Raw genomic sequence first — 23,833 nt, 5'->3', positions numbered from 1 at the left:
ATGCCTTGTTTGTACTGAGTGCATTGACCAATCTGTACCTGGCGCGGCGACGATTGCGATGCCCGACATAGGATTGGTGCGCCTGATAAACCGCAACGGCGCACAAAACGGCTAGAAAACGGCCCATGTTGAGCCGAATACTGCCTGCAAACGCTCCTTATGATGAAAAACACAAACATATTGAATCGGCCGTGCTGGTTTGCATCACTTATTCAGACGTTCCCTAAGTTGAAACCGGGGATATCAAAGGTCAGCCGAAACCGCGGCAAGTAATACAGCGCGTCTATTTCTTGAGCGATATTAAAACCTGCAACCAGTCCTACATCATCAATAACGCCTACACTCAATTCAAAACCGGTTATTTTTTTGAGGCTGATGATCGCATAGAACCCCGCGCAAGGTTCATCGTCCCCATACATTGCATTTTGAGTTTCTACAGCGTTTTTGCCATGGTTCGAATAATCAACAAAAAGGAGGTTCTCGCCGTATTTACAGCCGCTTGAATGCTGCACTGTCAACACAGATGGCCGCCAGTCTCAGAGGCGATGCCGCCGCCTTGAAAAGCCTTTTTGAATTTCCGTATTGATAGGGAAGCTCTGATACTACTCCAACCTGCAGAGAATGTACGGGAGGCCAAGAACAACGAAATGACCCTACTTTTGATACCCGTTTTGCAGTCCCGTGTGAACTTCGCTGGCAAACTACCCGACCAACCGCAAGCCTTTTAGCCTATACACGGTACACAGTTTCACTTCTTCACCGTTGCTTATTCAGACCAGGCCGCGCTCCGATAGACAGTGGTAGGTGGCCCGGTAGACTCATGACGACAGACTATGGGCACTTTTACCGAATGGTCTGTGCGCTATCGCACATAGAGATCGGTTGTTGCTGCGACTGAATGTCCCGGTACTTTTCGAAAGATCCCAAGACCAGCCCGGGATTCTACACGCGGAGCGCAACCATGGCTCAACCCCCTCTCCATGGACGGTTCAGTTAAGGCTTTTGCAGATAACATTTCGGCATAGCTTGCGGGAGATAATTCGTCAGCGCCGGAGTGACTACGCTGTCGATTGTAGAATCACTCGGTGGAGTAGACCACGCCGTTGATGGCGTATCAGCCCCGGTTTACCCGCTCCCGTTTAAGCAGGCCAAAGACACTTTCGGCTACCAAATTGTCGTAGCGGCCACTGACGCCGATCCTGCGGATCACAACAATGACCGCCATACCTAAGCAAGTGCCACTCCCATCCAGCACCTTTTCGCTTAACCTTTTCTTTTCCGGCGCCAATCACATGTTTACTGCATCCTGAATACCGCAAACCAACTCATGAAAAATTTCATCTGATCCATCTCTATTTGCGCATGTTCTGCGTACGTTACCGCACAGATCCGATTTGCACATACCAGTATCATCTGCAGTCCATCCCCATGGAACGCCTTCTGGTTTCTTACTACTGATTCTGCAAGCTGATTCGCAATATTTTTCACAGAAGGTTAATTGGAACCTACTCTCAAAAACCCGCGCGTGCTGTGTTGGGCCCCAGAGGTGCGCTGGGTAGGCCCGAAGGCGCAGCCAATAGCAACCGCTATTGGCAAGTCAAGAACACCGCCAGCGCACCTCTGGGGCCAACCCGAAGGGCCAGGCGCTCGCGGGAGATTTTGAGATAGGTTCTAGTTCCTGTTGTTCGCAACCAGAAAAAGAGAGTCCTCAAATAATGAAAGAACAGATCAGTGTCAAGGTATCGGAACTCGTGGACATGGGATGGAGGCCCTGTGCCGCCACGGAAACAACCGCATCGCTCACCACCCGGGGGCCATTCAACTGGTGGCTGTTCGTCATCATCCTCCTCCTGTTTCCGGTCGTAGGAGGCCTTCTATACCTGGCCTTCTGGCTTGCCACGTCGCGGGTGACGATCTTCGTATTTGAGAAGGATGGCGAAATCCAGACATCCGGAGACAGCTGGATGGTCCGCCTGCAGATGGCAAGGCGCGAAGCGTTCGTCCAGGAGCAGCGCCAGATCAAGGAACAGGGGTTCTGGAAGGTTATGTGGCCCAAGGTGCTGCTGATGGCCATAATGATCGGTCTGTGGGTGCTTCTTCTCGTGTGGATTTTTTAACCTGGGTGAGAGCCTGGTCAGGGACGAGCCCTGGCTCTTCGCCGCTCACACGGCCGGCGGCCGGGCCTGGGCACTGATCCTGTACGGGATCGTTCCTGACCAAACCGATGTGTGCGGTTTCAAGTCACTCAAAAGATGCTAGGAGATTGGCTTTTAAGTAACGCAGATCCCAGGCGCAAGGAAGCGACCCACACAAACCTGCGGCGACATTATGCGCATGCCTGCCATGAATGGGCTGACCGCCCCGAATCGGACCGCGACTGCGCGATCGCCATCGCGGATGAGCGGCGAGTTCGCATCCGGAAGGTCTACCTGGCCGGGCGCACCCGCTGGTTTTTACATTCAAAAAAACGAGCCGGTGGGTATAAATGCCGACCAGCCGATTGGTTGCAAAATTCCTTCCGTTGGTTGCCGGCAAGGTGCAAAGGAGATGCGATACCGAGGTGAGCATGGAGCTATAGTTCGGGTCTTCCCCCTCACATCGTGCAGCGGGACAATCAGCGCGACGCATGTTTCTGCGAGTCAGAGACCTATCACTTCCACCAGCAGTTCTCCCGACGGTACGGTGTAAGAGTCCACACCTATTGCTGGATGACGAACCACAGCTACGTGCTCGCCACTCCACAAAGGGAGAGCTTGATTTCCGATACCATGAAGATGTTCGGTAGCGATGCGCAGTCGGCGGATGGGCGTTCCCTGTTTTCGCCATTTTCCGCAACCTGGTGCACCGCGTGCCGGTCACGGTCGGCGTCTGACCGCGCGGCGGACCGGGAACGCGCTGCTACTGGTGCTGCTCGTCTGCGCCCCGACGATGACGGAGACGGAAACAGGTCCACAGCCTGTTAAACAACTGTCGAATCCCCCTGCGGCACCTGTCACAGCCCGACGTTGCCGAAATCCCAGCACCTGGACCGTTTCAAGTGGAAGTGGGCGATCGACGACATGGTAGACGAGTTCGGCACTACCTGAATCACCGAGGAAGTGTGCTGACAACGGCCCGAATCGGTGTTGGCGGTGACCCGTGGCGCAACGTTTCCGAGATGACCCGCAACGATGGCTGAAGAAGATCTTGACACCTATACTTGGAAGGGACCCATTTTCGATCATGATCATCACACCCGGTTACATCACCGGCAGGGACCAACGGCTCGCCCGCGGTGGCTGGCATCGTCCGCCTCACAAGAGTTGACATGAATATACAGACGAAACACGAAATGGACCGGCACAAGTCAACCCACTCCGGCGACTCACACGGTTCGCACGGCGGTCACGGCGACCACGCCGAAATGTTCCAGCGTCTGTTCTGGCGGAATCTGATCTATGCCGTTCCGATCCTGGTCTTCTCGCCGATGATCCAGGAATGGTTCGGTTATGAACTCACCTTCACGGGTTCGTCATGGATCCCGGTGATCTTCGGGACCATCCTTTTTTTCGACGGTGGTCGCCCGTTCCTCACCGGCGGTTACTCGGAAGCGAAAAGCCGCCAACCGGGCATGATGCTCCTGATCGCCATGGCCATCACCGTGGCTTTCCTGGCCTCTTTGGCCAACCTGGCGGGTATCCTCGATCTGGAGTTCTGGTGGGAGCTTGCTTTGCTGATCGTGGTCATGTTGTTGGGCCACTGGCAGGAAATGAAAGCGATCGGCAGCACCCAGGGGGCCCTGGCGGCCCTGGCGGCGCTGCTTCCCGATGAGGCCGAACGGGTGGGTGACGACGGCGAGGCAGAAGCTGTCTCTCCATCCAGTCTCGAAGTCGGTGATCTGGTGCTGATCCGGCCGGGAGCACGGGTACCGGCCGACGGCAAGATCGAACGGGGCGAGGCCGCCTTCGACGAGTCGATGCTCACCGGTGAATCCCAACCCGTCCAGCGCGGGGTGGGCGAACGGGTGGTGGCCGGTTCGGTAGCGACCGATTCGTCGGTGCGGGTACGCATAGACGCTGTCGGGGACGCCACTGCACTGGGCGGCATCCAGCGTCTCGTTTCCGCAGCCGAGCAGTCCCGTTCCCGGGCCCAGGCCCTGGCCGATCGGGCTGCCGCCGCGCTCTTCTATGTGGCGGTCGCGTCCGCCGTGATCACGGCCGTCGTGTGGCTGGGCCTGGGTCGACCCGACGATGCCCTCACCCACACGGTTGCCGTGCTGGTGGTTGCCTGTCCGCATGCCCTCGGCCTGGCCATCCCATTGGTGATTTCACTTTCAACCGGACTGGCCGCCCAGGCCGGAATCCTGATCAAGGACCGCCTTGCCCTCGAGAAGATGCGCACGGTCGACACCGTCCTGTTCGACAAGACGGGAACCCTCACGGAGGGTGCGCACGTCCTGACCGAGATCGCGGCACTCGATGGAGATGACGACACCCTCCTCGCACTTGCTGCCGGTGCCGAAGCCGAGTCGGAACACCCGCTGGCACGAGCCATCACCCGGTCGGCCGAAGAAAAGGGGCTGACGGTGGCGCGAGCGGACGATTTCGTTGCCCGTTCCGGAGTCGGTGTCAGCGCCCTGGTCGACGGCCATCGGGTTCAGGTCGGAGGTCCGAGCATGCTGGAGGAACTGACGCTGACGGCGCCGGACGCTCTTGCGGAGCAAACACGCGCCTGGGCCGATCGCGGCGCCGCCGTCCTCACAGTGGTAGTCGACAATGCAATCGTCGGCGCCCTTGGGCTGGAGGACCGGGTGCGGGAAGAGTCCCGCCAGGCGGTTTCAGCTTTGCAGGACCTTGGCATATCCGTGGTGATGATCACCGGTGATTCCCGGGCGGTTGCCGACCACGTCGCCGCCGATCTCGGTATCGAAGAGGTCTTCGCTCAAGTGCTGCCTGCCGACAAGGACGAGGCGGTGGCCAGGCTTATCGAGCGTGGCGGAACTGTGGCCATGGTCGGCGACGGTGTCAACGACGCACCGGCGCTGGCCCGCGCCGACGTCGGCATCGCCATCGGGGCCGGTACCGACATCGCCATCGAGTCGGCCGGCATCGTCCTGGCCTCCAACGACCCACGGGCTGTCCTGTCGCTGATCCGGCTCTCGAAGGCCTCTTACTCCAAGATGGTCCAGAACCTGTGGTGGGCGGCCGGTTACAACATCGCGGCGCTGCCTCTCGCCGCCGGCGCGTTGGCCTGGGCAGGCTTCGTCCTCCCGCCGGCGGTGGCAGCGGCGCTGATGAGCCTGTCTACGGTGATCGTGGCCGCCAACGCCCAGACCCTCCGTCGTCTCAACCTTCGTCCCGGGGCCGTGGCGGCCGCGTGAAGCGTCAGAAGACTTCGGGGAGCCAGTCAGATCAGTGAAGCGCGGGTTTATGCGAACATAGAAACGCTGGGAAGCTGTGATGGCCTCTTCCAGCACAGCCCTGCATGACCTTAAATTACGCGCAAGTGGGCGCCATAAGCATCATTTACTGCGCGCACCAGCCTTTCGCTTTTTTGCTGTGCGGTATAAGAGCGGCACACCCGCTTCGGGTGCCAAAGCCCGGAATGTAAAGCTCTCCTCGATATACAGCTCGACCGTTGTAGCCGAATGGCGTTCATAGCCGATGGACATATCCCGTCCAACCACGAGTTCGAAATCGCCACCTCGCAAACTGACAACGACGGCCCCTTCGACAGCGGGAGCCCAAATGATCCGACCGTCCAGCAGCTTCTCGACATTGCGGATTACCGGGAACCCGCCTTTTGTGGTGGTTTGCGTGAGCCCTGTGTAGCACTGTGGTCCGAGCGCGATCGCATACGGTCCGTCCACGCCAGCGATACGGAGTTTTGCAAGAGCGGCCGCGATGACGCCGGGGTAGCTCTCGTAATCATCGGTAAGGGTGAGTGCTTCATCCCCCGCCACTTCAATAATACCTTCGATGTGGGCGTCGGCGTATCCGTGAAACACGGCGTGATCCTCCGCTATCGCAATTGCGCGGGCCGCGTCCAACACCGGCTGCAAGTCCGCATCTTTCGCGCCCCTTGCTATAGCGTCGAGCTCGCTGCGTGGTAGTTCAAACGGTACGCGAAACTCGACCAGCGGCTGCACCCTTCGCAAGGAAGCGGAAACGCCGGCATGCGGCGGGTTCGAGAGCGCTTCCGTTCGCCCGAGTCCGACCGCGGAACTATGCCACCCCAGGGGTCCGTCAAAGTCCACAATCTTGCGGGCTGCCAGGTTGACCTTTAGTGTGGTTCTGGCCTCCTCGTCGATTGTTTCCCAGGCCTTTGCGGTAATCGGAGCTTGTTCGCGTCGAAGATCGTTCATCAGGTGTTCCCCTCTTTGAGACTTCCTACCCCGAGCGAAAGATCACTTGCCGGGACCCCGGAATCCTCCCCTTGCGCGCTTTTCTCCAGCTCCGTGATCTTGCCTTCGGTGAAGAGATACGTCTCCAGCTCATGCTCGAAAGTGGCGTCCCTGCGCCGCAGCCACTCGAGCAGCATGCATGCATGCTCCTTCTCTTCATCGCGGTTATGCACGAGGATGGCGCGCAATTCGTCGTCTTCCGCGGCATCGATCCGTTGATCATACCAATCGACCGCTTCAAGCTCCTCCATCAGCGAGACAATCGCACGATGCCGCTCGATGGTCTCGGGCTTCAGTTTGTCGGCATTTTCATGAAGTCCTGCGCTTGCTCCAGTCATTCTATGATCTCCAATTTCCATCGGTGGATGAAACCTGCGCAAGGGCACTTGTCCTTGCAAGCGCCCTCCTCTGAACCTCGCTTACCCTACAGAGCGCGACCTCATCCAAATCATTGTTTCCATCATGTGAAATCACTCAGCTTCGCAAATCGTCAGCTCGATTCATTATTGCACTATAGGCCACTATGGAACGAAGTCCAGTATGCCCCGTCGCAACCGAACCGGAGTTTTACTCCGCAACCACGGACGGTTGAGTCAAGTTCGTGGACCCGTCCGGCTATGCTCGACAATCGGTGCATTTGCGCTAACGCGTGGGCGCCGACAGCTCACAAGGTGCCGGTGACTGGTGATAGATGATCAGGTTATGACTGGCTGTAAAAGCTGTCACAATAACGGCTCGATCTTTAAACATTACGTTTACTAGAACCTATCTCAATATCCCGCGCGAGCTGTGCCGGTCGCTCGTGGTTCGAGCGCCAGGCGCGGCGATCGTGGTTGGGTCACTCCCAATGAGTGAGCCGCAACACCGCGCTGGAGCCACGAGCGCCCGGCCCTTCGGGCTGACCCCAGAGGTGCGCCGGCGGTGTTCTCGACTTGCCAATAGCGCTGCTATTGGCCGCGCCTTCGGGCCTACCCATCGCGCCTCTGGGGCTCAACACAGCATGCGCGGGTTATTGAGATAGGTTCTAGTGAACCAAACGCAAAGCCTGCTTAATGTCTTTCACCACCCATTGCCGATCGAGCACCTGATAGACACCATGGCGTTCAAAATCTTTCGCCAGCTCAGCGTGAACGCCCGATAAGATGACCTGAATGCCCTGCTTGTGAAAATTGCTGATGATATCCTTCAAAGTCTGAAAACCGGTGGCATCAATCAAGGGCACATAGCGCATTCGTAATATGATCACCCGAGCCGATGAGGGAATACTGGTGAGGGTGTGTTGAAACTGCCGAGCCGCACCAAAAAATAACGGCCCATTGATTTCATACAACACCACGCCTTCCGGCACATCCAGAGTCTCTTCCTCAAACAGGCGCTCCACCCGCTCTTGATCCATAGTGATGTTATCAATCTGCACGGATTGGCTCATTCGATTCATAAACATAAAACTCGACAGCACAATACCGACCTGAATGGCAATCACCAGATCAAATAGCACCGTCAGGAAAAATGTGGTGAGTAAAATAATGACATCCATTTTGTCGCCTTTTAAGATCGACTTAAATTGACGCCATTCGCTCATATGGTAAGCCACAACCACTAAAATTCCGGCCAGACAGGACAACGGAATCAGTTTTGCCAGGGGCGCAAACAACAGCATGATCAACAACAAAACCACACCATGAACAATCCCGGCAATCGGAGTACGGCCGCCATTATTGACATTGGTGGCGGTGCGGGCAATGGCGCCGGTGGCGGGCATACCACCAAACAACGCCGAGGCGGAATTGGCCGCACCTTGTGCCATCAGTTCCACATTAGACCGGTGTTTACCGCCAATCATGGAATCGGCCACCACCGCCGACAACAGGGACTCGATCGAACCCAGTAATGCAATCGCAAAGGCCGGCTGGATAAGCGATTTAACAATGCCAAAATCCATCTCCGGTAAACTCGGCATGCTTAGCGCATTGGGAATCTCACCGAACTGACTGTAAATGGTCTGCACCGGCATATTAAATAAGTGCACAATCAGGGTTGCCAGCACGATCGCCACAACCGACCCCGGAATCAACTTGATAAACTTTTGCAAATAAAGCGTCAGCAGCACCGTGGTCACCGCAATGACCACCGCATAAACATTGACCTGATTCAAATGAGTCGCATACAGCGACCATCTGGCGAAAAAATCTGCAGGCATATCGGTAATCTGCAAACCCAGAAAGTCGTTAATCTGCGATGAAAAAATAATCACAGCAATGCCGCTGGTAAAACCCACAATCAACGAATAGGGAATAAATTTTAAAAAGTTGCCAAATCGTGCCAGGCCAAACGCCATCATGATAAAGCCGGCCATGAATGTGGCGATGATCAAACCGTCCACACCATGGGTCTGGACAATCCCGTAGACAATGACAATAAAAGCACCGGTGGGCCCGCCGATTTGCACCCGACTACCACCAAACACGGAAATAACGATACCGGCCACGATCGCCGTCAGTAAACCCTTCTCCGGTGACACCCCGGAAGCGATGGCAAAAGCAATCGCCAGCGGCAAGGTCACAATCCCCACAATCACTCCGGACATCACATCCTTGAGTATCGTTTCACGCGGAATACCGGCTTTGATCAGGGAAAATAACTTGGGCGTGAATTCACCGTTCATAAGGTTGTCATGGTTGTTGTCCAATGGTACATCCTCGTTTCAATAACTCGCCGGCCGACAAAATTACAGCCTCAATCAGCTTCACTTTCCACGCACTGAAATGATGGCACCGTCGCGGGCACAATTCCGTATGCAAAACATGCTTTCGCATATCAGCGTGCGCTTCGTTGCGCAGGGACGCAACGATGAATGAAAAATACGCAACTGTCCGGACTGCGTAGCGTCAATCCAGTCGTGGTCTGCGGATCATCGTGCAGCAGCAAGTGACACCCTGTTCAGATCGATACCGCCTCACGATCAACCTCGTCAGAAAACCAATGATCCCAAAGCCCATTTTGCATTCTTTGCGCTTCGTTTTCCTAGCGAGATCCAGCACGACCTCATGACTCAGGTCGGCGCGCTTGAACAGATACTCGCCACGCCGGATCGATGCCAGCACATCAGCGCGCTGACGTACAGCTTCAAAGGGGGGGGCAGGATCTATTGGGTCAGAATCATTGATTTGGGGGCTTTTCTAAATGCCGCCGACTTTATACCCCCGCCATGCCCCAAAGGCATGGACCACCGCACGGTCTTGGCTTTGATCTGCGCCTTGCACCGGTCATCATCCAGGACCCAGGCCTTGTTCGTCGCTTCCCGTATCGCCGTCAGGTCTCGCGCAGTCCTCCTGCTGCGAAACAGTGCGCGGTAGGCACTCTGTCGCTCTGCGTCGGTTTCGCCCAGTCGGTGATACATCGAATGAGGTGTCAGCAACTGGATGGGCGTTCCCTGAGCATTACCCTGGTAACCGGACCAGGGGGATGCCGATGGGTGCACACCCTATTGGCCCGCACGGGGTTCAGTTCGATATAGCGGTACACGGTCAGTAGATAGTTATCGGCATCCACCAGCGTGGATTTGTACCGCCCCTCCCACAAGGTTCCGGTACGACCATAGGTGAAGTTGAAATACTGCACGTATTTGCGACTCTGGACCTGCATCTTGCGGCTGATGCCCTGCTCGTCGCTTGGCGTTGCCAGCAAGTGGACGTGATTGGTCATCAGCACGAAGGCATGGATGGCAACTTGGTATTTGGTTGCGGCATCCTTGAGACACGACAGGTAGCCTTATAGTCTGCTTCATCGTAAAAGCGGGCCATGGAGTTCCTCCTTGAAACACCACTCAAGGTGAATCCGCTTCAGTAACATAATCAATGACGCTGACTCCATTGATCTCTGAAAAAGGTGTAGGAATCACTGTTTGCCGCGTGACGGCGAACGTGTTGTGGTTGATGTTTGCACCCACGTTGACTAGGATGCATTGAGGCTGGTTCCTGGGGTGAGGGTTGTTGGCTTGGCGACTTACGGCTTTTCACCCGAACCAGTCTTTTTTTATCCGAATTCGTGCACTGACACCCTCACACGAAATGAGATCCTACGCCTGTGCCATCCTGACTTGGCCATGCAGGAGAGAAAATAGTGTCAAATATTAAACTGTTAACTGCTGTTGGGTTATTCTCCGGTGTGTTGCTGTATGCGTGGGTCACACATGGTACCGGTGTCGTCAGGAACGACCCGGACCGCAACATCAGCATTCCCGAACAACTGACCGTGCCATTGCAGGTGCAGGCCGCCTACAACGAAACGATGATATTCGTCCGCTATCGTTGGCCGGCGGAGCGCCCCGGTATTTTCCACGACATCTTGCGCTATCAGGATGGTAGCTGGATCGTCGAGGGTGGCGAGATGCCTGGATCCAACCCGTTCGGGATGCACGAGGACCGCGTGGCGATGATGCTTGACGACGGCAGCGTGCCCGCCTTCTCGCGGTACGGCGGCTACATCACCGTCGGAGACGGTCTGGCGGGGTTGACCAACGAGGCACCCGAGGAGGTGACCAAGTATTTGCCGTTGACCCGGAACCAGTTGGGGCGATGGGATGACATGGCTTCTGAGGGCGAGCTGCTGGGCATGCGTCAAGCAGGGTATTTCCTCGATCTGTGGCATTGGCGAGCGGGCCGGTCCAATCCTGTCGGCGAGGCTGACGACCAGCATATCCACACGGGACGTGACGGCGATGCGGGATCATCCAGCTACGCGACCAACTGGGACAAAGATCTGAAGCAGCCCCGGGTAATGTTCAACATGGCGTCAGCCGGGTATCGGGCACTGCATTGGGAGGACGTGGCCGCAGGCCGGATCTCACAGGACCAGGTCTACGCACTGATCGAGGGCGAGGCCGTTCCCTTCGATCCCGATGCCGGCTGGCAGGACGGCGATGTCCTGCCGCGACGTATCCTGCGCCCGGCAGCCGGATCACGCGGTGACATCCGCGTATCCGGCGAGGGGCACTGGGCCGACGGCTATTGGGACGTCACATTGTCGCGGGCGCTCGACACCGGGCATCCGGCGGATGACAAGATCCTGCAAGATCACCGCAGCTACGACGTGGCCTTTGCCATTCATCGCAATGCCACGGGCGGACGCTGGCACTATGTCTCGTTGCCGCGCACGTTGGGTCTGGCACACGAAGCCGATATCAACGCTGCTCGGTTCACCGGTGTTGCGCCGACATGGAGCGACATCTGGACCAACGTGACCCTGTTCTACCCGGGTCAGGTGACGTGGCCGATGCTCAACAGCGCGCATCACGCCGGGGCTGAGGCTATCGCGGCCGGAATCCCGGTCAAGGCGCGCCACAGCCCCGAACAATTGGCGGTCTACGGCGTCGAGGTCGAGTTTCGCGACGCCATCCGCCGTCAGTGGCTGTTGACGCTTCTCGCCGGTCTGGTCCTGATCGGTGCCTTCGGTGTTGCCCTGAATGCAACGATATCTTCGCGGAAAGGAGCCTGAAAATGGCACCCTATCATGTTTTAGCGATCCACTTCCCCATTGCTCTCTGGATGGTGTCTTCGTTGGCAATCGTGATCCGGGCCTTCAGCTCCGGCCCTATAGGACAGGCGATGGACCGGGCGCTGCCTGTATTTCTCACCCTCGGCATGATCGCCGGAGCGGTTGCCTATGCGCTTGGTCTTTTGATCTTTCCATGGGAAACGCTATCGTCCACACCGATGGGGCGCAATCATATGCTGCTGGCAAGCTGGTCGCTTGCCTTTTACACACTTCTGGCAGTGATCCGCTATCTGCACGGCGGTGAACTCTGGATCGGTCTGTCGCGGTGGGTAATGGTGGTGCTGGCCGGTATCGGAGTGGTGTTGGTGGGGATCACCGGAACACTCGGTGGGCATCTTGTCGGCAACTATACTGAGATAGGCCAGGTGCTGCGGCGTTTGGGCTGGGAGATCTACTCGACCTACTATCTGCCGGACCTGACGCTGCTGATCATCGCAGCGGTTTCCGTCATCCTCGTCGCGCTCGGGTTTTTTGGCCGCGGCAAGGTGCGAGCATAACGCAGGCGGGTGACAGCGGGGGCTTTGGGCGTAACGGATCGGCCGCGGACAAAACCATGCGGTGGCACTCAAGGTTGACACCGTCCGCCTGCGCTGGACCGTACTCGAACGGCTGGGACAGGCAAGCCGCAACCCTTCGCCTCGAATAGCTACGCCCGAATTTACACCACTAGTGGCGTTACTGTTTTAACCTGAGACATACCCGGCGGGATAAAAGTAGGGGCTGTTGACGTTTGGGATTCATGAATCGTCTGACATCTGATTCAAGGTTGCAAACAGAGCAGAGCAACCTTCGGTCCAACAGGGAGGTCTCCCTCGTCGGTCTTCAGGTCGATAGTGCTACAAGCGTCGCGCACGTACCCGCCCGAGGATCGCCTCCAGCGGCGTGAAAGATTGCTTCCATGAACGGCTGTCGCTGGAAGCGGCCCGGTTGTCTCCCAGCAGGAAACAATGACCTTCGGGCACCAGCCACGAGCCGCTCGTGTCTCCCGCGTGAACCACATAAGGTTCGGTCAATTGCTCGCCATTACGAACGAGGCCGCCGGAGTCCAACACCAGCCGATCACCCGGCAGTCCCAGTATCCGCTTGACCACACGCTGACCCAACTCAGCGGATTGCACTACTGCGATGTCGCCATGGCGAATTCGATGTCCATGCAGGATCGACCGGGTGAACAGAAGCTGCCCGGAACGCAGCGTCGGCCACATGGAGTGCGCGTGCACCCGGATTACGAATCCGACATAGCGCCGGAACAAAAAGGCTGCGATGCCCCCGGCGCCGAGCATGACGAGCCATTGCCAGTTCACCCGGACGACTCAGTGATGGTGATGGTCTTCTTCCCCTTCCGCAAATTTGTAGAAAGACACATAGGCAGCGACGTACGCGCGCCCGGCGACCAGATCGTTCACATCGAACTGCTTCAGGGCTCTGGCCTTGTCGAAACGGCGCTGCAACTCCGAATGTTTGTCCGCAGGGATCAGCGCCATCAACGGCTTCAGATTGCCCGTCTCCATCGCCTCGTCCGCGGCTACCACCTCGGGATCCAGCACGGTACCTGTCGGCTTGATACCGTCATAGGACGCCCCTTCTCCGGCGCGGTGGATGCGCACCAGATTCTCGAGAAAGTGGCGGTCTGCCACATCGGCGGCATCCGCGCTCAGGGTACGCACCTTTATGGCCTTGTCGAAGATGGGGCGCAATTCCGCGTCTCCTTCGGGCAGGATCCATTTCAGCGCATGGTTGGCATTGCCGGTTTGCAGAGCTTTACGCCCATCGAGGACGGCCGGGCCATCCTCGGTGTCGCAATGGGCGCTCGCTCTGCGGGGAATCAGAACGAGCAGGGTAAACAACAGGAAGGTCGATAAGAAAATGAAAGTCAGCATTGTTCGCTCCTCGATGATGATCATTGTGACGGATGCATCTGGCGAGCCGCGACTGACCGCCTATTGCAATCCCGCGCCCATGATTGTATCCGCTTGAGACGGGATCAACCATGTGCAGGCCAACAGCTTACGCGGGGCCTGCATCTGCCTTGTTGACCAGCATCAAGTCCAGAGCAGTACCGGCCAGGTAGACTGGCGCGCAGCGCACCCGCGTGTCGTCGTAGTCTTCGTCCTGGCTGAATTGGTAGTCGGCGGCCGGGAGCAGGCCGGCGCCCTGTGGGGCTCTTGACGCGGCTCAAGGGGAGATCTTCGCACCGCGCCGGACGCCGAGGCCCGGGTGGCTGTCACAGCCGCGACACCACCGCCTCTTCGCCGCTGATCCGGATCCACCGCTTCCAACCCATGATGTTCGCTCATAGTACAGAGAGTCCTTTCCCTAACTCGCCTCAGGAGGTGACAGCGTGGTCACCGGCGTCATTGGACAAATCACGCCCGCGGGGATAGAGTCGTTATCCACCGCACCCTTGGCTCCAAATCAAGCGTCCGTGGTCAGATCGTGAACCCAGAGCCGCATCTCAAGCTTGATCCGAGGTCAAAACGGCTGCTCGAAGCTCTCACACAATGAGAGCTGTCGCGATGGGCCCGTTACTTCCGGGAGTAGATTCGTGCCCGAATCCAGCGATATCCGGACCCTGCGCCTGACTCTCGCACTATACGCCGTGATACTTGTGGCGAAGATGGCCGCTTATCTCGCATCAGGTGTCATGGCGGTATTCGCGGAAGCGCTGCACACGCTGAGCGATATCTTTATCACGACCTTCCTGCTGATCGCGGCGACTTACTCGCGCCGGCAGGCTGATGCCGTACATATGTTCGGCTATGGCCGCGCCCAGAACATCGCCGCCCTCGTTGCCGCGACGCTTTTCATCTCTTTTACGAGCTTCCAGCTATATCAAGAGGCGATTCCGCGCCTTTTCCGCCCGCATGAGGTCGAGTACGAGAATCTGCCGCTTGTGCTCGGGGTGATCGTCGGATCCATGGTGTTGGCGGCAATTCCCCTCGTCATGCTCTACATACAGAAGGCACGCGGTGCGGCCGCCAAGGCGCTGCTTTTGGAGTTGGTCAATGACCAACTTGGCCTTGCCGCAGCGCTGCTTGCGACAATCTTGATCCCGCTAGGCTATCCGCTCGCCGACCCGATCGCCGCGATCGTGGTGGCAACCATCATCGCGGCAAATGCGATAATCCTGTTTCGCGACAGCGCGAGCTTTCTGCTTGGCAAGTCTCCGGGTCCGGAGTTCCTGGCCGAGATGGAACGCACCGCACGTTCAGTACCCGGTGTGGTCAATTTGCGCGGTGTGCGTGCAGAATATGTCGGTCCCGATACCGTGCACGCAGGCATGCAGATCGAAGTGGCGCCAAACATCACTGTCGAGGAGGGCGCACGCATCACCGCGGAAGTGCGCCGGCGGGTGCACGAACGCATTCATCCCGGCTATTGCTACATAGAGATCGATCCGGCGCATGAGCCGCTGCCGGGGACCTCCGCGACCTGACCTTTGCGCACACTGGCCGTGTGTATGTGGCCGTCCGCTTGCCGCGCTTCAACCCTGGGGCGACGATGCAGAAGGACACGCAGACCGCAAACAGGAGCATGAGTACCGCAATGCTGGGACGCTCGGCAGCTCGAGTTGGTCCTGGGGTTGCTCACGGCGGGCTTCTGTGTCGGTCAGCTATTTCAACAGCCGAAAAAAGGATCGAGACCGGGTCACCGGACGCGCTGATAAACTTTCTCACCGATAAGCCAGGAACTGAGGTCAAGACCCGTTTCGATCACTTGAAGGACCTGCAGAGTGACGATATCAGCGACATGCGCCCGCGCGTGCATGTCGCAGCAATGCTCGGTTGGAAGGTCTATTCGCACAAGCTCTATCTCACGATGAAATCCAATCCGTATGAGGGGCAAGGAGACCATCATTCCGGCTACGGATCGTCTACCGGCTGCCTCTGATCAGTTTGCGATCGACCGTTTTGAATGTGCCATGACAGAGAGAGTGGGATATGTTCATCAACATTGTGCAGTTTCCAAAGATCAAGGATGGAAAAGACACTGAATTCCGTCGGTGGTTCACCGATTCAAATCGATCCTATGCATCCCACCCCGGCTTTATCCGTCGAATATTGTTGCAGCCCCGCGAGGAGGGAGGTACCTACGTCGCCCTGGTCGAGCATGAGAGTCATGAGACCTTTATGGCCATGCACACAAGCGAGACCCAGGCAGAGTTGCGAAAGCGCGCGCAAACTCTCTTTCACGGAAATCCGCAGCCGGTCTTCTATGATGCCGTGATCGAGTAAGGCCCTTCCGATATAAAGGCGCCGCCTGCGGATAGTTCGTTCTCCTCCTCAGCAGAATCTGTGGGTGAGCTGAGGTTCCGGTAGATGTCCAAGTTTATGATAAAGGGGGGAAAGGAGCGCCCCGAGTACCCCGGGCGCGGGTATAGTCATACCCGCCAGCATTCTGTAGGGTGTCGGAGTGCCCACCACCGGCACTGTCCCGGTACTCGGCGTCGACCGGATCTGAATATGTGCCGTACCACGGTGGATGTCAGTGGTAACCTGACCGCGCATGTGGGGATGGATCGGTAAAGAGCTTGCGGCTGATGACCCTGCACAAGCGCAACCAGAGGTTACCTGAAGAGAAACCGCTTTTCCGTGGTATCCCTATTCGCTGCCCTGGAACGAGCCACCGATACGCGGATCGTAGAGATCATGGGCCATGCCCTGGTATCTGTCGCGCTGGAAGTGTATCAGGAGGAAGTCGCCCGGATGATCGCGCGTTATAAGCTGTTGGCGCTGCCGGTTGTCGATGACGGGTCTCACGTGAACTCATAGTCACACTCGCGCTGGGGGCGACGATGGCGTTTATTGTTCTTCCGGCCGGGGTGCTGCGTGGCGGGCCCGACATGCAATTGGGCATCAGACGAAACCAGCTCTATACGTGGAAGGAACAGATGACAAGAAAAGAGTGATGCGCCAACCGCCAGGAAAGGTCGGCCAAAGAAAGAAGATGAGCCTGAAAAAGCAAAGCCAAGAGCCGAGAATACGTGCCTGAGAGAGAACATGCAGGTTATTATCGATGCCATCTCACGGGAAGAGTGGAAGATGGTAGTGACGATCGCTCCGTTAATTGCCGATCATTCGCAGCCGCCGCTGGCAGAGAGTATGTGTGTTTTTCAGTTCATCGGCTCTGATGCGGACACGTTCAAGCGTCATGACATTGAAACCGCACAAGGCGGCGCAGATGCTGAAGCAGGCGACTGCACGTCGCGACGGGCAAGCCGTAACCGAGTATTCCGCGGCTACTACAAACCAGCCGCCCGGCCTGCCATCAGCGTACCCGTGAACCGTTTAGGGAGCATTTCCATGGACAGCGCTGAAGTAACGCGCAGTACCGTGCAATTTCTCATTGCCCGGCAACAGGTGCGGTGTATAGGACTCCACCTGGTCTCGGTCCAGTCGCAACGATGGGCAGAGCACTCATATTTGATTCTCGCCGTGGGAGGTGCGTGATGGCCTTATGGCAGATTGGCAATCGAAAAAATCTCGTTCTCGCCGGTTTACTGGGTGGGCTTATTCTGCTTGCGCTATTGGTTTATAACCGCGAGGGACCGGCCCGCAGCGAGTTGGGTTCCCAGTCTCCGGGTCTAAGGGTAATTGAAGTTCAATCCATACCGTTTGTGTTGACAGCGAGGGGCTTCGGTATTTCTCGTCCGGCACAATCCTGGCAGGCAGTGGCCAACGTGGCCGGACGCGTGACGCAGCGCCACCCACAGCTGAACAGCGGTACGCTACTGCCCGCGGGCACGCTGCTGTTGTCACTGGATCCGAGTCGCTACCAGATGGCGATTGCCGCGGTCGAAGCCGAACTGGCATCGCTGGCGGCCGAGCGCGAGCAGTTGGCAATGGAAATGCAGAATACCAGGCAATTGTTGCAGATTGAAAATGAGCGGCTGCAGTTGTCCGAACACGAGCTCAGACGCAATGAGCGGCTGGCCGATACCGATGCGGTATCGCGGTCCCGGCTCGGTGAGCAGCGCCGCGCAACACTGGCGCAGCGCCAGCTTGTGCAGTCGCTGGATAACCAGTTAGCCCTGCTGCCCTCGAAACAGCAGTATCTGGATGGGCAAACACAACGTGCCACCACACGATTGGAGCAGGCGCGCGAGGACCTCGAAGATACCCGTTTCATTGCACCCTATGACCTGCGGGTCAGGGATGTGACGGTGGAGGAACACCAGTACGTCAGCGCCGGTCAACAGCTGTTTCTGGCCGACAGCATTGAACAGGCCGAAATCGAGGCGCAGGTGCCCCTGCCCATGCTGCGCCGCCTTGTGGCGGCTGTGTCGACACCCGCCTCACAACAAAAGAGTGCGCTGGATCTTGCCCAGCGGCTGGATTTTTCGGCCATTCGCAGCGAGGTGACACTGGCCGGCTTCCCGGCCGTGCGCTGGCCTGCACAGGTCAGCAGGATCGCCAGCGGCCTCGATCCACAGACGCGTAGCGCGCGGGTCGTGGTCACGGTCGAAGCCCCCTACGACCTCGCACGTTCGCCCGAGCGGCCGGCGCTGCAGCGCGATATGTATGTGCAGGTGAGTTTTGCGACCGACAGTCCGCAACCCCTGCTGGTGGTGCCGGCAGCGGCGGTGCATCAGGGCGAAGTCTACCTGCTGGGAGCTGATAATCGCCTGCAGCGGCGCGCGGTCACGGTAGCCTTTGAACAGCAGAACCTGGCGGTGATCGCTGCCGGGCTGGAGGCCGGTGATGTCCTCATCGTCGATGATCCGGTGCCTGCAGTGGCGGGCATGGCGGTCACTCCGCACCGGGACCTGGCGCTGGAGGAACGTCTGCCGCAGTTAGCGCTCGGGCTGATGCAAGGTCCGGCACCATGATTCGCTGGTTTGCCGGCCATCCCACGGCGGCTAACCTGCTGCTGATCTTGCTGTTGGCCGCTGGCCTGTTCACCGCACCGAGCCTGAAGCGTGAGACTTTTCCGGATTACCGTCCCGTCGAGGTCAGCATCGAGGTGATCTATCGCGGTGCCAGCGCCGCCGATGTCGAAGATGCAGTGTGCCGCCGCCTGCACGATGCGATCAAAGGCGTGGACTATCTCGACGAGCTGGTGTGTGTGGCCCAGGACAATCTGGCTCGCGCTACAGCGACGATGCTCTCGGGTGGCGACGCCATCCGTTTTTTGAGCGATATCGATACCGAGGTCAACGCCCTTAGCGACTTGCCGGCGCGAGCCGAGCCGCCGGTGGTGCGGGAGCTGCACCGCAGCGACCTGGTGACCGCGGTAGCGGTCAGTGGTGACATGTCGGTGAACCAGCTCGAAGACTACGCGCTGCAACTGGAAGAGCGCATTATGGCCCTGCCGGGCGTGGCCCAGGTCACGCTGCGCGGGCTGTCGCAGCGCCAGTGGCAGGTTGAGGTGCCACGGGCTGTACTGGCCCAGTATGGGCTCTCGGCCAGAGACCTGGCGATGCGGCTGCGGCAGCAAAGTATCGATGTGCCGCTGGGCATACTGGAGACCCCGGATCGCGATGTCTTGCTGCGTTTTACCGACCAGCGTCGCAGCCTGCGACAGCTGGCGGATCTGGTGGTGGTGTCGGGTGCGGCTGGCGGTGAGCTCACACTGGGCGCGATTGCAAGCTTGCGGGAAGTGGGGGAACAACCCGAGGCGCAGGTATTTTTCAACGCTGAACGGGCGGTGGTGCTGGAGGTCAGCAAGACCCTGCGTGACGATGCGCTGGAAGTGCTGGATGAACTGTCGGCGCTGGTGGCAGCCGAGCGCCTGGGCCTCGATGGACGCATACAACTGACGCTGACGCAGAATATGACCAGCATTGTGCGCGATCGGCTGGAGATGCTGGTGAGCAACGGCCTGGCGGGGCTGGCCCTGCTGATCGTGGTGATGGGGCTGTTTTTCCGGCCACGGCTGGCGCTGTGGGCGGTGCTCGGCCTGCCGGTGGCTTTCATGGGCGCGTTTTTTGTTATGAGCCTGAGTGGACTATCACTGAATATGATCACGCTGGTGGCGCTGTTGATGGCCATCGGTATAGTCATGGATGACGCCGTTGTCATTGTTGATAACATCGCCGTGCAGGCACAACGGGGTGTCACCCCGCTGAAAGCCGTGGTGGATGGCACCCTGCAGGTGCTGCCCGGTGTCATGTCCTCTTTTCTCACCACGGTATGGGTGTTCGCGCCGCTGTCATTTCTGGCCGGCGAACTGGGCGCCGTACTGGAGGTGTTGCCGGTGGTATTGATCGCAGCACTGTTCGCCAGCCTGATCGAGGCCTTCTGGGTCCTGCCACATCATCTCAAGGGCAGCGTACCGTCAATGCAGGCTGCTGAGCAGTCGCGCTTTCGGCAGGCCTTTGACCGGCGCTTCGATTTGTTCCGTAAACGGGTTGGCTGGCTGGCGGATAAGGCTGTGCAGTGGCGCCATGCGATGCTGGGCGGGGTGCTGCTGGTGTTGCTCGGCACCATGGGCTTTCTTGCCGGCGGCCATATCAGCACGGAAGCGATGCCGGATCTGGATGGCGACACACTGGAGGCGCGGCTGTTGCTCCCACAGGGTACGCCGCTGGCGCACACGGAGCGTGTCGCCGAGCAGGTTGTCGAGGCCATGCGGCAGCTCGATGAGAGGCTCACTCCGCAGCAGCCGGACGGCGCCCCGCTGGTGGCGGCGATTCAGGTGCGTTTCAATTACAACCCCAGCGCCCAGGAGGCCGGCGCCCATGTGGCCACGGTGATGGTGGATCTGTTGAGTGCTGAACGCCGCAGCGTCACGCTGGACGAACTGACCACAGCCTGGCGCCAGCAGATTGGCGATATTCCGGGGCTGGCGAGCCTGATCATCCAGGAGCCGGGGTTTGGGCCCGCCGGCATCCCCGTCGAAGTGCGCCTGCAGGGAGCGGAGCTGGATGATCTCAAGGCAGCGGCGCTGGACGTGGCCGAGCATCTGGCAGGGTACGACGCGGTCTATAACATCATCGATGACCTGCGCCCCGGCAAACCGCAGCGTACTTTTACCCTCACGGATGGCGCCTACGCGCTGGGATTGACCGCGGAAATGGTGGCGTCCCAGCTGCGTGCGGCCTTTCTCGGGGACATTGCCGATACGCTGCGTATCGGTCAGCGCGATGTGGAAATCATGGTGCGCCAGGATGAGCGCGACCGATCCAGCCTGGACGATCTTGCCGACCAGACCATTACACTACCCAACGGACGGCAGGTGCCGCTGGATGTCGTGGTGCAAGCACAGGACCGGCGCGACTGGGCGATGATCACTCGTCTGGACGGCCGGCGCACGGTCACTGTGCAGGCCAATGTGGATACACGGCAGGCCAGCGCACAGGCCGTTGTCAGCGCTATGCGCAGCGACTGGCTGGCCGGGTTCCAACAGCGTCATCCGCAGGTCGCAGTCAGTTTTGAGGGCCAGGTGGCGCGTTCGGCCGAAACCGGCGGCTCGATTGTGCGCGGCCTGCTGATCGGCCTGCTGGGCATCTATATTATTTTATCCTTCCAGTTTCGCAGCTATGCCGAGCCTTTTATCGTCATGCTGGCCATTCCACTGGCCTTTGTCGGCGCGCTGTGGGGGCATGCACTGCTGGGCTGGTACATTTCCATGCCCTCGTTGATTGGCGCCGCGTCACTGGCGGGTATCGTGGTAAACGACGCCATCCTGCTGATCCAGTTCATCAAGGAACACCGCAGTAAGGGCTTGAGCGCGATCGTCGCGGCGGGACAGGCCAGCCGTGACCGTCTGCGCGCCATTGTTATTACCTCCACCACCACTATCGCCGGGTTGCTGCCACTGCTGGCAGAAACCAGCGTCCAGTCGGCCTCGATCAAACCGCTGGTCATTTCGGTGGTGTTTGGTTTGCTCACCACCACCGTGCTGGTGCTGGTCATTATTCCCGCCGTGTACGTATTGTTTGACGATTGGGGCTGGACCCGGGTGGATCTTGCCGAGGAGGAACAATGAATGGCGCAAGTGATTGCGGTGGGTTGAATCATCCGCGCTGGCAGGATTGCTGTGTCCAATGATTGCTGTATGTACGGGCTTGGGAAAGCTCGCGACAGAACCGCAATTCGCCATGCTTGACGCGGACTGCCCGCCCACTCCGAAAAAGGACGCGACATGATATGGTTTCTGAAAGCCTTGGCGGTCCTGTTAATCGTGGCTGCATTGGCAATCGTTCTGGCGCGGATTGTTTTCGCCCTCCCGATCGTCGAGGGCCGGGTCGATGATACCTCCCTCTCGCCTCCGAAAGACGGACCGCTGGCCGCAAGGGCTGCGCGGAACCGCCCCGGCCTGACCGGCGTCACACCCCTTGGGAATGGCGCAGACGCTTTCGCCGCACGTATCCTGCTGGCGAATGCCGCGGTCTCCTCCATCGACGCGCAATACTACATCTGGCACGGCGACCTGACAGGCACACTCCTGCTCGACGCCCTGCGCCGCGCGGCGGATCGTGGCGTGCGCGTGCGACTGCTCCTGGATGATAACGGCACCTCCGGTCTCGATGCGGAAATCGCGCAGCTCGATGCGCACGAGAACGCCGAGGTCCGGCTCTACAACCCGTTCAACCTGCGCCGTTTCAAGGTGTTGAGCTTTGGCTTCGACTTCTTCCGGCTCAACCGGCGGATGCACAACAAGTCCTTCACCGTCGACGGGCTCGCCACGATCGTCGGCGGGCGCAATATCGGCGACGAATACTTTGGGACCGGCCGCACGCCGCTGTTCGTCGATCTGGACGTGCTGGCTGTAGGCAAGATCGTCCCCGAGGTGGCTGCCGACTTCGACCGCTACTGGGCCAGTCCCTCGGTTCACTTGGCCGGCACCATCGTGCAGGCGAAGGGCGGCGACCCAATCTCCGACCGGTTGACGCGCTGGCATGATGATCCCCGGTTCGATAAATACAAAGCGATCCTGAAGGCTTCGGACATTGTCGTGCCTCTAACCAGTGGCACCCTTGATCTGGAGTGGACCAACGCAATGTTGGTCAGCGATGACCCGGTAAAAGGAAAGGGGGCGGTTCCGCGCGAGGACCTTCTGACCGGCCAGCTGACCCGTGCGGTCGGCACCATCAAGAGGCGCATCGACGGCGTCACGCCCTACTTCGTCCCCTGTACGGCAGGCGTCGAAGCCTTCGCCACGCTGGAAGCCCGGGGCATCGAAGTCCGGATGCTGACCAACTCACTGGAAGCCACGGACGTCCTGCCGGTCCATTCAGGTTACGCCAAGCGGCGAGAGGCAATGCTCGCATCCGGCGTCATCCTGTATGAGCTTAGCCGCCTGGCCGTCCCGGACACCCCCGATGACCTGGGCGTCTTCGGCTCCTCGGGGGCAAGCCTGCACGCCAAGACCTTCGCGGTCGACGGCGTGCGCATATTCATCGGCTCGTTCAACTTCGATCCACGCTCGATCCAGCTCAACACCGAGATGGGCCTGCTGATCGACAGCGAGGTCCTCGCGAACAGGCTGCATGCGGCCTTTGATGACGGGTTTGGTGGTCTCGCCTGGCGGGTCGAGGCGCGGAATGGCGAGCTTGCATGGGTCGACCCGGCAGCTGGCACGGTCACCACGGAGGAGCCGGGGTCGAGCACGTTCCGAAACCTCGCGTTGACGGTAGTCGGGTGGCTGCCGGTAGAGTGGCTACTCTAGGCGTCTGTCGAGTTTAGCAACCCGCTTGACAACAAAATCAGGATAAGTGGAGATCGCTGAGTCCGAGCTTGCCCTCTCATGCCCAGAGGTTGCGCCCCGCTTGCGAAATCGCGAAAGTCCAGGGCCGGGCATGAGACCGATTGAAAAGTAGCCGGACATTGAGCCGCAGCAACAAACGGTCTCTATGTGTGCCAGCGCACATACCGGTCGATAAAATATCCCGTAGTCTGGCATCAGGAGTCGAGCCCTCAGATCGGCTTTGACCCTAAAAAACGATCCGCT

The 23,833-nt window shown here is 58.8% G+C and carries 21 protein-coding genes and 1 pseudogene; 14 read left to right on the top strand and 8 right to left on the bottom strand.

Going from position 1 to position 23,833, the window contains the following annotated elements:
* Nucleotides 1–290 precede the first annotated feature (290 nt).
* Nucleotides 291–503, top strand: a complete 213-nt coding sequence (locus DWQ09_01485; GenBank protein ID KAA3630274.1) for a hypothetical protein — start codon at nucleotides 291–293, stop codon at nucleotides 501–503.
* 793 nt (nucleotides 504–1,296) lie between these two features.
* Here the strand turns inward: DWQ09_01485 and DWQ09_01480 are convergent.
* A complete protein-coding gene (locus DWQ09_01480) occupies nucleotides 1,297–1,488 on the bottom strand; it encodes a hypothetical protein (protein KAA3630273.1) in 192 nt (63 codons plus the stop codon).
* 227 nt (nucleotides 1,489–1,715) lie between these two features.
* Between DWQ09_01480 and DWQ09_01475 the strand changes: the two genes are divergently transcribed.
* From DWQ09_01475 to DWQ09_01465, 3 genes are all read left to right on the top strand, one after another.
* Nucleotides 1,716–2,117 (top strand): hypothetical protein, encoded by a 402-nt coding sequence (locus DWQ09_01475; GenBank protein ID KAA3630272.1) that lies wholly within the window; start codon nucleotides 1,716–1,718, stop codon nucleotides 2,115–2,117.
* Nucleotides 2,118–2,228: 111 nt separating this feature from the next.
* Entirely contained in the window at nucleotides 2,229–2,564 is a 336-nt protein-coding gene (locus DWQ09_01470) for a hypothetical protein (GenBank protein ID KAA3630271.1), read from the top strand.
* Between the two features lie 839 nt (nucleotides 2,565–3,403).
* On the top strand, nucleotides 3,404–5,359 hold the full coding sequence (locus DWQ09_01465; GenBank protein KAA3630283.1) for a copper-translocating P-type ATPase: 1,956 nt from the start codon (nucleotides 3,404–3,406) through the stop codon (nucleotides 5,357–5,359).
* Between the two features lie 141 nt (nucleotides 5,360–5,500).
* On the opposite strand, the gene DWQ09_01460 is transcribed toward DWQ09_01465, so the two are convergent.
* The 5 genes and pseudogenes from DWQ09_01460 to DWQ09_01440 all read right to left on the bottom strand — a co-directional run bounded on the left by DWQ09_01460 (nucleotide 5,501) and on the right by DWQ09_01440 (nucleotide 10,212).
* Entirely contained in the window at nucleotides 5,501–6,343 is an 843-nt protein-coding gene (locus tag DWQ09_01460) for a bacteriocin (protein ID KAA3630270.1), read from the bottom strand.
* Nucleotides 6,343–6,720 carry a ferritin gene (locus DWQ09_01455; GenBank protein KAA3630269.1) on the bottom strand — a complete coding sequence of 126 codons (378 nt, stop codon included), beginning with the start codon at nucleotides 6,718–6,720 and terminating at the stop codon, nucleotides 6,343–6,345. Before DWQ09_01455 ends, DWQ09_01460 begins: the two co-directional genes overlap by 1 nt.
* Before the next feature lie 686 nt (nucleotides 6,721–7,406).
* Complete coding sequence (locus tag DWQ09_01450) at nucleotides 7,407–9,047, bottom strand: STAS domain-containing protein (GenBank protein KAA3630268.1); 1,641 nt, start codon at nucleotides 9,045–9,047, stop codon at nucleotides 7,407–7,409.
* A 223-nt stretch (nucleotides 9,048–9,270) separates the two neighbouring features.
* Nucleotides 9,271–9,486, bottom strand: coding sequence for a hypothetical protein (locus DWQ09_01445; protein KAA3630267.1), 216 nt, complete (start codon nucleotides 9,484–9,486; stop codon nucleotides 9,271–9,273).
* Between the two features lie 41 nt (nucleotides 9,487–9,527).
* Nucleotides 9,528–10,212: pseudogene (locus DWQ09_01440) on the bottom strand (transposase).
* A 289-nt stretch (nucleotides 10,213–10,501) separates the two neighbouring features.
* Here DWQ09_01440 and DWQ09_01435 point away from each other — a divergent pair.
* Nucleotides 10,502–11,878: a hypothetical protein gene (locus tag DWQ09_01435; GenBank protein KAA3630266.1), complete on the top strand. Its 1,377-nt coding sequence runs from the start codon at nucleotides 10,502–10,504 to the stop codon at nucleotides 11,876–11,878.
* 2 nt (nucleotides 11,879–11,880) lie between these two features.
* Complete coding sequence (locus DWQ09_01430; GenBank protein ID KAA3630265.1) at nucleotides 11,881–12,435, top strand: heme ABC transporter permease; 555 nt, start codon at nucleotides 11,881–11,883, stop codon at nucleotides 12,433–12,435.
* A 339-nt stretch (nucleotides 12,436–12,774) separates the two neighbouring features.
* Here DWQ09_01430 and lepB read toward each other — a convergent pair whose 3' ends face one another.
* Both lepB and DWQ09_01420 read right to left on the bottom strand, forming a co-directional pair.
* On the bottom strand, nucleotides 12,775–13,242 hold the full coding sequence (lepB, locus tag DWQ09_01425; protein ID KAA3630264.1) for a signal peptidase I: 468 nt from the start codon (nucleotides 13,240–13,242) through the stop codon (nucleotides 12,775–12,777).
* A gap of 9 nt (nucleotides 13,243–13,251) precedes the next feature.
* Nucleotides 13,252–13,842, bottom strand: coding sequence for a hypothetical protein (locus DWQ09_01420; GenBank protein ID KAA3630263.1), 591 nt, complete (start codon nucleotides 13,840–13,842; stop codon nucleotides 13,252–13,254).
* Nucleotides 13,843–14,390: 548 nt separating this feature from the next.
* Here DWQ09_01420 and DWQ09_01415 point away from each other — a divergent pair.
* From DWQ09_01415 to DWQ09_01380, 8 genes are all read left to right on the top strand, one after another.
* The gene (locus DWQ09_01415) at nucleotides 14,391–15,374 is read left to right on the top strand and encodes a cation transporter (protein ID KAA3630262.1); all 984 of its coding nucleotides are present in this window, start codon (nucleotides 14,391–14,393) and stop codon (nucleotides 15,372–15,374) included.
* A gap of 65 nt (nucleotides 15,375–15,439) precedes the next feature.
* Nucleotides 15,440–15,829 (top strand): hypothetical protein, encoded by a 390-nt coding sequence (locus tag DWQ09_01410; GenBank protein KAA3630261.1) that lies wholly within the window; start codon nucleotides 15,440–15,442, stop codon nucleotides 15,827–15,829.
* A gap of 50 nt (nucleotides 15,830–15,879) precedes the next feature.
* Nucleotides 15,880–16,173 (top strand): antibiotic biosynthesis monooxygenase, encoded by a 294-nt coding sequence (locus DWQ09_01405; protein KAA3630260.1) that lies wholly within the window; start codon nucleotides 15,880–15,882, stop codon nucleotides 16,171–16,173.
* A gap of 357 nt (nucleotides 16,174–16,530) precedes the next feature.
* Nucleotides 16,531–16,710, top strand: a complete 180-nt coding sequence (locus DWQ09_01400) for a hypothetical protein (protein ID KAA3630259.1) — start codon at nucleotides 16,531–16,533, stop codon at nucleotides 16,708–16,710.
* A gap of 228 nt (nucleotides 16,711–16,938) precedes the next feature.
* The gene (locus tag DWQ09_01395; protein ID KAA3630258.1) at nucleotides 16,939–17,388 is read left to right on the top strand and encodes a hypothetical protein; all 450 of its coding nucleotides are present in this window, start codon (nucleotides 16,939–16,941) and stop codon (nucleotides 17,386–17,388) included.
* A complete protein-coding gene (locus DWQ09_01390) occupies nucleotides 17,388–18,767 on the top strand; it encodes an HlyD family efflux transporter periplasmic adaptor subunit (protein ID KAA3630257.1) in 1,380 nt (459 codons plus the stop codon). The genes DWQ09_01395 and DWQ09_01390 overlap by 1 nt, the downstream gene beginning before the upstream one ends.
* Entirely contained in the window at nucleotides 18,764–21,868 is a 3,105-nt protein-coding gene (locus tag DWQ09_01385) for an AcrB/AcrD/AcrF family protein (protein KAA3630256.1), read from the top strand. Before DWQ09_01390 ends, DWQ09_01385 begins: the two co-directional genes overlap by 4 nt.
* A gap of 156 nt (nucleotides 21,869–22,024) precedes the next feature.
* Nucleotides 22,025–23,551: a phospholipase D family protein gene (locus DWQ09_01380; protein KAA3630255.1), complete on the top strand. Its 1,527-nt coding sequence runs from the start codon at nucleotides 22,025–22,027 to the stop codon at nucleotides 23,549–23,551.
* The last annotated feature ends 282 nt before the right edge of the window (nucleotides 23,552–23,833 follow it).

The organism is Pseudomonadota bacterium (genome assembly GCA_008501635.1).
GTDB lineage: Bacteria > Pseudomonadota > Gammaproteobacteria > QQUJ01 > QQUJ01 > QQUJ01.
The sequence above is the reverse complement of the archived record's forward strand: the minus strand, read 5'-3'. Positions and strand labels throughout refer to the sequence as shown.

Bases quoted from the DNA above. Each gene is read 5' to 3' on its own strand.
- DWQ09_01380 (KAA3630255.1), top strand. From the start codon at position 22,025: ATGATATGGTTTCTGAAAGCCTTGGCGGTCCTGTTAATCGTGGCTGCA.
- DWQ09_01405 (KAA3630260.1), top strand. From the start codon at position 15,880: ATGTTCATCAACATTGTGCAGTTTCCAAAGATCAAGGATGGAAAAGAC.
- DWQ09_01455 (KAA3630269.1), bottom strand. From the start codon at position 6,720: ATGACTGGAGCAAGCGCAGGACTTCATGAAAATGCCGACAAACTGAAG.
- DWQ09_01465 (KAA3630283.1), top strand. From the start codon at position 3,404: ATGTTCCAGCGTCTGTTCTGGCGGAATCTGATCTATGCCGTTCCGATC.
- DWQ09_01385 (KAA3630256.1), top strand. From the start codon at position 18,764: ATGATTCGCTGGTTTGCCGGCCATCCCACGGCGGCTAACCTGCTGCTG.
- DWQ09_01450 (KAA3630268.1), bottom strand. From the start codon at position 9,047: ATGAACGGTGAATTCACGCCCAAGTTATTTTCCCTGATCAAAGCCGGT.
- DWQ09_01390 (KAA3630257.1), top strand. From the start codon at position 17,388: ATGGCCTTATGGCAGATTGGCAATCGAAAAAATCTCGTTCTCGCCGGT.
- DWQ09_01410 (KAA3630261.1), top strand. From the start codon at position 15,440: ATGCAGAAGGACACGCAGACCGCAAACAGGAGCATGAGTACCGCAATG.
- DWQ09_01460 (KAA3630270.1), bottom strand. From the start codon at position 6,343: ATGAACGATCTTCGACGCGAACAAGCTCCGATTACCGCAAAGGCCTGG.
- DWQ09_01395 (KAA3630258.1), top strand. From the start codon at position 16,939: ATGCAGGTTATTATCGATGCCATCTCACGGGAAGAGTGGAAGATGGTA.
- DWQ09_01430 (KAA3630265.1), top strand. From the start codon at position 11,881: ATGGCACCCTATCATGTTTTAGCGATCCACTTCCCCATTGCTCTCTGG.
- DWQ09_01475 (KAA3630272.1), top strand. From the start codon at position 1,716: ATGAAAGAACAGATCAGTGTCAAGGTATCGGAACTCGTGGACATGGGA.
- DWQ09_01420 (KAA3630263.1), bottom strand. From the start codon at position 13,842: ATGATCATCATCGAGGAGCGAACAATGCTGACTTTCATTTTCTTATCG.